This is a genomic window from Maritalea sp. (assembly GCF_051251695.1).
GTDB lineage: Bacteria > Pseudomonadota > Alphaproteobacteria > Rhizobiales > Devosiaceae > Maritalea.
In genome coordinates this window covers 1-8,149 of the sequence record NZ_JBPOEU010000052.1, presented here as the reverse complement: position 1 = coordinate 8,149, position 8,149 = coordinate 1, and the positions used below count along the sequence as shown (strand labels likewise).

Genomic DNA, 8,149 nt, shown 5'->3' with positions numbered 1-8,149 from the left:
TCTTCGTCATTTGTGTAGCCTGTTTTCAAGGTTGGATACATCTTAGCACGACGTCCAATTTTGCCGGACCACTTCACAGTTTTGATTTTAAATAAGATTCAAAGATTGACGGCCTTCAAACAGGGCAGTCTTATGCTCGCGTAGAGAGTGTGGGTAAATGAAACATTTTAGAGCGGTTAAATAATATTATGCAAAATTTTATGGACACCTTGGGCTTGGCCTCAAAAGACTTCATCTTGGGTTTGGCTAAATATCTGACAATTGACTCTGTACCGGGAACCGTCGCTGCAATTATTTTTACGATCGCCAGTGTCATTGTCTTTTTGATGGCTATCATCACTGAGCGGCAAAGACACGCTGTACTTAAACTTACTCGCCTAGTTACCGAAACAAGTGGAGAGCGAGAATTTGCAAAAAACTACGCTTCAATTTGCGCCCGTATCGAAGCATGGCAAGAAAGTGGGCCTCAAGTTCGCCTTGCGGACATTTGGGCTGAGTTTCGTGAGACAGTCATTGAACCAAGTGAAGAGAATGACGGTGTAATACAAAACTCAGAAAGGCCAGATGAGTTTTTCAATTTATACAGCCTTGGATTCGGATTGAGCCGGTGGAGATTCTGGCCAGGTGTTTTGGTTTCGGTTGGTTTGTTTCTAACGTTTCTTGGATTGGTTGCGGCTCTTGTTCAAACCGGTGATCTTTTGAAAAATGCCGGTGATGGCGCTGACTCCGCGGTAATGACAGCGGCTCTAAGTCAATTGCTTGCAGTGGCCTCTGCAAAATTCATCATGTCACTATCTGGTCTGTTCGCCTCCATTCTTGTTGGGTTATCCATCAGGGTATTATCGAGGCGCATTGATGGTCCTGTGGCTACACTTTCACATGCTATTGAACGACGTGTACAATTCCTTAGTCTGGCAGATATTGCACAAAAGCAACTGGGGGAAACGAAGGAGCTGCGCTCCCATCTCTCCAAACTGAATGCAGAGCTTATTTCAGCCCTCTCAGCGCCATTAAAAGAAGCAAGCAACCGTGGCGGCGAAGCAGCCGCGGACATGATGAAGTCTGTTGCAACAGGCGTCTCTGAAAGCTTGAACAAGACGATCGCCGATGCAGGCAATCAGATGGAAAAGGCAGCTGAAGGAATGCGAGATACCACAGTGGGTCTTGATGCAGTATCCCGACGGATTGAGGTGGTTGTACAAGAGTTGGCGAAGGCTGCGGAGGCTCTCGAAAAGGGAGCGACACCTTTGGCTGAAGCGATTTCGGGCACAACAGAGACTGCTCAACTCATTGGGAAAGCGGGTGTTGATCTTGTCGAGAGAGCGGAAGTGTCACTCGGACATCAAACCACCGCTTTGAGCTCAGCGGCTGAAGCGATCAAAGTTCAAATTGAAGCGTTTGAAAGTCGCGCCAAAGCTTACGATGGTGACATGGAGACAGCCCTGAAGGTATATAAGACCAACCTTGATGCAGCGATGGCTGAGGTACAGGCGTTCTCTGGTGACGTTCACGGACAGTATGCTGACGCTTTGCAGCGATTACGAGCTGTAATCGAAGGTGCGCGAACATTTTCGCCAGAACCAGAACTAATTCTCGAGGTCACACCGGAACTCGATTCAGGGTCTACGATTGAAGTTGAATATGACAATAATCAACCACCAGCATCATCTAGTCCATTGACGTCCGAATGAGAAATGCCCGCCATCATGCACGTCACAGCGATGAAGAAGACGAATCCGCATTCATTTCGATGACGGATATGACTGTCAGCATCCTTTTCATTGTCCTGATCCTATTGGCGTTCTTCGCAAGCCAACTTAGGCCGGATCAAACGGTGCCGGTAAGTGAGCATGAACTGGTAATCGAACAATTAGAAGAACGTGAAGTCCAGCTTCAAGAAACTCTCAGCGCGATTGAAGATTTGACTGCCGGAACTATCGATGTTGCGACACTGTTGCAGCTTCGCGAAGAAGTGGTGCGTTTGAAATCCGAGTTGAGCAAGCTCCAAGCACTTGCAGAACAGTCCGAGGATCAAGAGCAAGAGATTTCTGGCTTAAAGGTCGAGTTGCAGACCGCTCACAAGCAACTGAACCTAATTGAAGTCAACCCTCTTCAAAAATACAATAGTGCTGTGGCAGAGGATAGAGTGAACTTATTGACTTCTCTCCGCGATCAGATCGCTTTGGAGTTTCCAGAACTTGGAGTAAGATTGAGCGCTGGCAAGGATGCTTTACAGTTTCAAGGTGAAGGATTGTTCGCTTCTGGCAGCTCTAATTTGTCAGCTGGGAGCCAAACAAAAATCGAACGGATTGCAGAACTCATCCATGCCATTTTACCCTGTTATACATTGGGACAACAGTCTGCTCATAACGAGCAATGCAATCCATCTTTTGCCATAGTAGAAGCTTTGCAAATTGAAGGGCATACAGACAGTGATGGCTCTGCCACAGGCAATGTCGATTTGAGTTCCAAACGTGCCGCAACGACTTACGGCGCGATGATCTCTCACCAACCCGACTTGAACATCCATCAGAATTTAACGAAACAGCCGGTTTTGTCTGTTGCAGGGTATGGTGAGGATCGGCCCGTGATGCAGAATGATAGTCCCGCAGGAAAAAGCGCCAATCGGCGGATTGATTTAAGATTCATTATGCTGCGCCCAGCAAGTGTTGAAAATATAGAACAAATTAAAAAGGGCCTTCAAAGGAGGGATGCCCCATGACAGTTCGCGCATTCATCCCAGCTTTCAGCGGCTCTATAAAACGCGTCCCCAGCAATTCGGGGGCATTCTTTAAGATATGTACTGAAATCGCTGGGGCCTATCAGCGTAAATCAACCATTTCTGTTCAGGACATTCATAACCTTGCTGAGAGCTATACCAAGCGTCTGCCTCAAAATCATTGGGATGGCGCAACCGAAGCTGACGTATCCATCCTGTTACGCGCAGCATGTGCAGGTCGCTTGACCCCGTTCAGAAAACTGCAGAAATTTCTGTTGCAACAAGCCGCACGAACAAGCCGTTCGAATTTGCTCTCAGCGATGTGCGAGGGTTATTTTGAAGGCTGGAAAGAGGATGACCCTCTAACCGTTGAAGTATCTGGGATAATGCAAGATCGGGCGGATAAATTGCCTGATCACTTGGCGCACCTTGTGGGTTCTTTGCCGGAGACATTTGATCCCTCTGCAGGAGCTTTGAAGGTTGCAATGCGTATGGCGCAAGATGACGACCCATTCGAAATGCTAATCTCGTGCGGCTTTACCGATCCTCACGCAATTGGTTTTTGTACCAAAGCATCTCGTCACTTCCTCACTACCTTGCCACCGGTACGAACCCGCGCCGATATGGACCGTTTGATGAGGTGGTGCAGACCGGATGGGGTACTTGGTTTGCAAGGGAAGCAAATGATTGACGTGATCAATCTGTTGCTGCGTCCTTGGATAAGTAACAATCCTGCCAAGATGGATCAAAAATACATAATAGACTTCTTGATGGGCCACTTCGAAGACCCCCGGATTTCTGGTGAGCATATCTGGAAAGATGTTGATCCGGACTGCCGTGGCGTTCTGCTGCGGTGGTTGGCGGGGGATAGCATTATTGCCTTCATGGATATCATATCCACAGTTGAGCATAAGAACCCAGAGACGTGGCGGATGCGGAGAGAATTCTGGACCCGTCTTTATGATGAGGGCACGGTTTCCGAGGCGTGGGTTGCGCTTCATCCAATTGCAGTGGATGAGGCGCAGCGTCGATTTGATCTTACGCAGGACATGTCCTTAAATGCCTATGCAAAACAGTCTGGGAAAAGGCGAGATACGTCGCTTTTGATTATGCGAGCCGGGAACAGGATAATTGTTGAAGGATCTCATACCTACCGGGTTCATATCTTTAAAGAAGGCGCATTGCAGCGCCCTGAACTATATCTTGAGACGTACAAAGATGAAGACATCACGCTGGAGGACCGCAATCCGAACACATGGAGTCACGATGTTCATGGCCGTTGGCGTGAGAAGGTCAGGGAGCAACTGAAATGACGTCACTCATACTCAGCGAAGTCAAACCAGATGCAATCGTTCTTGTTCCAGCGCAGACTGCGAAAGGTATCTTCCGAAGGTTTCAGCGCAGTTCCAGCCCTGATCTGACAGTGATCCATCAGGATGATCAGGCGCTCACCTACGCTTTGGCGCGAGTTCGTTCGTTGGACCCAGACAGGACACAAAGTGTTGTAAAATCGAATAGCCTGACTTTGTCCCACAGACTTGTTGCCCAGATTGAAGACGCCTTTACCGCCCCTTTGGGACTCCCCCCATTGATACATGGGTTTTCATTCGCGGCCAAAATGCAAGGCACCATAGGTAGTGCTGATGCGCGTCTTGCTTGGTGGTGGGAGCGCAATGGGCGAAAAGAAAGCGTGCCACGTACTGGGACGATCTTGTTTCCTGAAATTTCAGAACGGCGCATGCGTATCCCCGATGCAATCTATCAGGCGATCAGGCTCGCAGAAAAGTTCGATCCTGCTGCGCCTATTGAATCTCATTGGCGGGCACTTGCAACGTACAAGACATTCTTGGGCAATGCTGCTGGGACAGTGCTTGATCCTTTTTTAGAAGGCCTGAAAATTGTCAGCGTCGGGCGCTTGAGTTTGGAAGTTATTGACCCAGAAGATCACAGGTTCGCTCCCATACCTGTTTCGACGAACGAAGACGAGTTCCTGTTGTCGCCTTCCAACACACTGAGCTTTCAAGCCGCGGTGAACAGTCGAGGTGAACAGCCGACGTACCGCCTTGCAGATGGCACCTTCGCGGTCATTGACCGCTCAGCGGCGCCCGTTCTTAAAGTGATCGCCGACGCTATGAAAGACGACATAGAAGGCCGTAAATCGTTTATCGATGATGCCCCTCGCCTGATTGCTGAGGCGGTCGAACAACAGTTCCGTGATACTGGCACAATAACCGATGAAACCCCGCCGGAAACGGCGGTCGAACTGGTTGAACGCACTGTCGACGAAGGTTGGACTGAAACGACAGGCTGGTCTGACCGTGTTATTGGGGTCGGCGTTGTAGCGCCAGCACCTTCAGAGATTGACGAAGGGAGTGGCCTGCCGTGGCTGCCGCCGACGATGTCGCCGACTGTGGGAGAATGTCTCGGTGCGCTTGCGGACGAAGAAGTCAGTGACACAATCTTGATGCTACAGCGCGCGTTACTTGCTGGGGACAAGTCTTTGGATTTGCACACGGGAACAGTGCCCGTCACTGCAGAGGTCATCGAAGCGTTAAAGCGCCGCGAGGCATTGCTTTCAGAACCTGCACCGATAGCTGCAGAGCCAGCCGAAGCATATCTTCCGATTGTTCACGCAAACCTTCATGATCTGGACTATTTTGCCGATGTTCAGCCCCGCAGCGGGTCAGAAACAAAATTGCCCGAGGCTGTGTCGGCAGATTTGCGTGGCTATCAAACAAACTCGTTCTTCTGGCAGGTCGACGCTTGGAAAGCCGGACTTCCCGGTGTATTGAACGCCGATGAGCAAGGCTTGGGTAAGACATTGCAAACATTGTCGTTTTTGTCGTGGCTGAACCACCAAATGGAGATCGGAGAGGTTGAGCCGGCCCCGGTTCTGATTGTTGCGCCGACCTCTCTGTTGCGCAACTGGCAGGCAGAGATTGATTTGCATTTGGCGCAGAATGCACTTGGCCCTATCCACCAGCTTTATGGAACGGCCCTGTCTGGATGGCGTAACGACAGAGCGCGTGGAAAAGATATTGGCGACGGCACCTCGCATCTTGACCTGTCGTTACTACATGGCAAACGCGGTGTCATTATTACAACATATCAAACGCTGGCGAATTATGCAGTCAGCTTTGCAGGTCTAAAATGTGCAACCGCTGTGTTTGATGAAATGCAGTTTATCAAAAACCCCCGCACCCAACGCGCGCAGGCTGCCAAAGCTGTGCAGGCAGATTTCTGGATTGGATTGACGGGAACTCCAATTGAAAACAAGACACAGGATCTGTGGTCAATTTTGGACGTTATTTGCCCCGGCGCACTGGGGCCGTTGGCCACGTTCAATCGGGTGTTTGCGAAACCGTCCGCAAACCGACTGGCGCAACTTCAACAAGCGTTGTTTCAAAAGAGCAGAACGCGCCCTGCTCTATGTCTTCGACGTACGAAGATTGAGGCGGATCCAACTATTCCCCCAAAAGTACGAATCATGTATCCACGCCAAATGCCTCCGGCACAGGCGATCCGCTATAATGAGGCACGTGCAAAACAAGGCGGTATTCTTCAGGTATTACAACACATACGTCGGATATCTGCGCATCCGGGAATGATCGAAGGTGAGTTAATTAACGATTTTGTGGGGGCCTCAGCTCGGACAAGTGTTGCAATGGATGTTCTGCGCTTCGTAAAATCTAAAGGTGAGCGTGCGCTGGTATTTGTGGAAAATCGAGACATCCAAGCTTGGTTTATCGAAATCCTCAACCTTGAATTCGACCTGAACGTCATGTTGATCAACGGCGATACTTCAATTGATGACCGCCAGTGGATTACAGAACGCTTTCAGCGAGATCGGGGCGGCGACGACGGATTTGACGTGCTTGTTCTGGGGCCGCGTGCGGCTGGCACAGGTTTGACCCTGACCGCTGCAAATCACGTTGTTCACCTGACGCGCTGGTGGAATCCTGCGGTCGAAGAGCAATGCAACGATCGGACTCATCGCATCGGCCAGAGCCGCCCTGTAACTGTTCATCTCCCAATGGCCGTGCATCCCGATCTTGGGCCAGCGTCTTTTGATTGCCTGCTACATCGTTTGATCTCCCGCAAAATTGGCTTGGCATCCAATGTGTTGCGGCCCTCAGATGTTGATGAGTACGATCTAAAGCAATTGCATGACGCATCTGTTTTGGGCCGTGTTGTCGATGAGGCACCACAGACCTTCTCACTTGCTGACGGTTTGCCAGACCGATCTGACATTCGGATCACCAGCTTGGCGGATGATATCATCAGGGTGTCCTCAAATGACTGGCCAAATAGACTTGTGGTCGCTGCATACAAAGACATCGCAACACTATCCCCCTATGTTGATAAACATACAGACCATGTCATTTCAATAATGCCCCCGGACGAAGGCGGAGTATTAGAAGGACATGTTCCAGCAACGGCGGTAAAAGACAGTCGCCTCTGGCCTGACTTCCTTGTTCCGTTTTGATAGAGTAGGCTGGAAGCGATGCGCAGCCCCCACCTTCCTTGTGAGACCTTGATCGGAGATCCAGCCTTATTTGATGGATTATCAAAGAGGTTCTCTATGGAGCGCTGATAATGTCCCGAGAAGGGGATCAGCTCAGCGACGTTCTATAAATACAAATCGAAGTATGGTGGCATGGAACCGTCGGATGCGAAGCGATTGCGTGCGCTTGAGGATGCGAATGGCAAGCTGAAGAAGCTCTTGGCTGAACAGATTCTCGACAACGCGATGTTGCTAGACACCAATTCAAAAAAATGGTGACGCCTGCTAGGAAGCGGCAAGCGGTGGTTCATCTGTGCAAAGCGCACGGTGTGAGCCATCGGCGGGCGTGTGATGTGCTGCAGATTGATCGGTCAACTGTGCGGTAGTCGCCCGAGCCTTTTCGGTCACAGGATACACATTGCCCAAGGCGCAGGCATTTTTGCGGTAATCGACAATGAACTGCTTCAGTCGGTTCTCGACTTCATATCGTGTGGAAGCCCCCTGATTTGGGAACGTGACGTCGGAGAATGGAATGCGTGGCATTGGATGTCCTCTCTGAGCCAGCACGCCAATAGTATGGCGGCCAGCATCTGGCAGCGCAGCGCTGTCATGTTTCAACAAGAGGATCCGGATCCTTTAGAACGTAATGAGAACATTTTTGCGGGTGCGTCAATGCTGGCGCGGCCCCTTGGACAGCCGTCCCTAGTTCAGAAAGAGCGCACCGTTCATTACACCATAAGTCATTGATATAAAGCAAAACCACCATCAACTAAGGTTGATGGTGGTCATTTGAACTGTGTTGGAATGGCCAAATTTCGTGGAAAATGGTCATTTATTGGTGGGTCTCACATTCACACACGCCAGACACGATAGATCAACCGCATTTAGAATGGCCGCATGATGAGCAGGTCATACAGCCTTCGACC

5 protein-coding genes and 1 pseudogene are annotated in these 8,149 nt (G+C 50.1%); 5 read left to right on the top strand and 1 reads right to left on the bottom strand.

Features of this window, described 5'->3' with window-relative positions:
• Positions 1-200: 200 nt before the first annotated feature.
• The 5 genes and pseudogenes from ACSHWX_RS17405 to ACSHWX_RS17385 all read left to right on the top strand — a co-directional run.
• Positions 201-1,691: a hypothetical protein gene (locus ACSHWX_RS17405; RefSeq protein WP_435669482.1), complete on the top strand. Its 1,491-nt coding sequence runs from the start codon at positions 201-203 to the stop codon at positions 1,689-1,691.
• Positions 1,688-2,722 carry an OmpA family protein gene (locus ACSHWX_RS17400; protein WP_342857076.1) on the top strand — a complete coding sequence of 345 codons (1,035 nt, stop codon included), beginning with the start codon at positions 1,688-1,690 and terminating at the stop codon, positions 2,720-2,722. The genes ACSHWX_RS17405 and ACSHWX_RS17400 overlap by 4 nt, the downstream gene beginning before the upstream one ends.
• On the top strand, positions 2,719-4,032 hold the full coding sequence (locus tag ACSHWX_RS17395) for an EH signature domain-containing protein (protein WP_435669481.1): 1,314 nt from the start codon (positions 2,719-2,721) through the stop codon (positions 4,030-4,032). The genes ACSHWX_RS17400 and ACSHWX_RS17395 overlap by 4 nt, the downstream gene beginning before the upstream one ends.
• On the top strand, positions 4,029-7,205 hold the full coding sequence (locus ACSHWX_RS17390; protein ID WP_435669480.1) for a DEAD/DEAH box helicase: 3,177 nt from the start codon (positions 4,029-4,031) through the stop codon (positions 7,203-7,205). Before ACSHWX_RS17395 ends, ACSHWX_RS17390 begins: the two co-directional genes overlap by 4 nt.
• A gap of 111 nt (positions 7,206-7,316) precedes the next feature.
• Positions 7,317-7,606 (top strand): annotated as a pseudogene (locus ACSHWX_RS17385) (transposase); the annotation flags it as partial.
• Here the strand turns inward: ACSHWX_RS17385 and ACSHWX_RS17380 are convergent.
• Entirely contained in the window at positions 7,509-7,844 is a 336-nt protein-coding gene (locus ACSHWX_RS17380; RefSeq protein WP_435669479.1) for a hypothetical protein, read from the bottom strand. The pseudogene ACSHWX_RS17385 and the gene ACSHWX_RS17380 overlap by 98 nt on opposite strands.
• Positions 7,845-8,149: the final 305 nt, after the last annotated feature.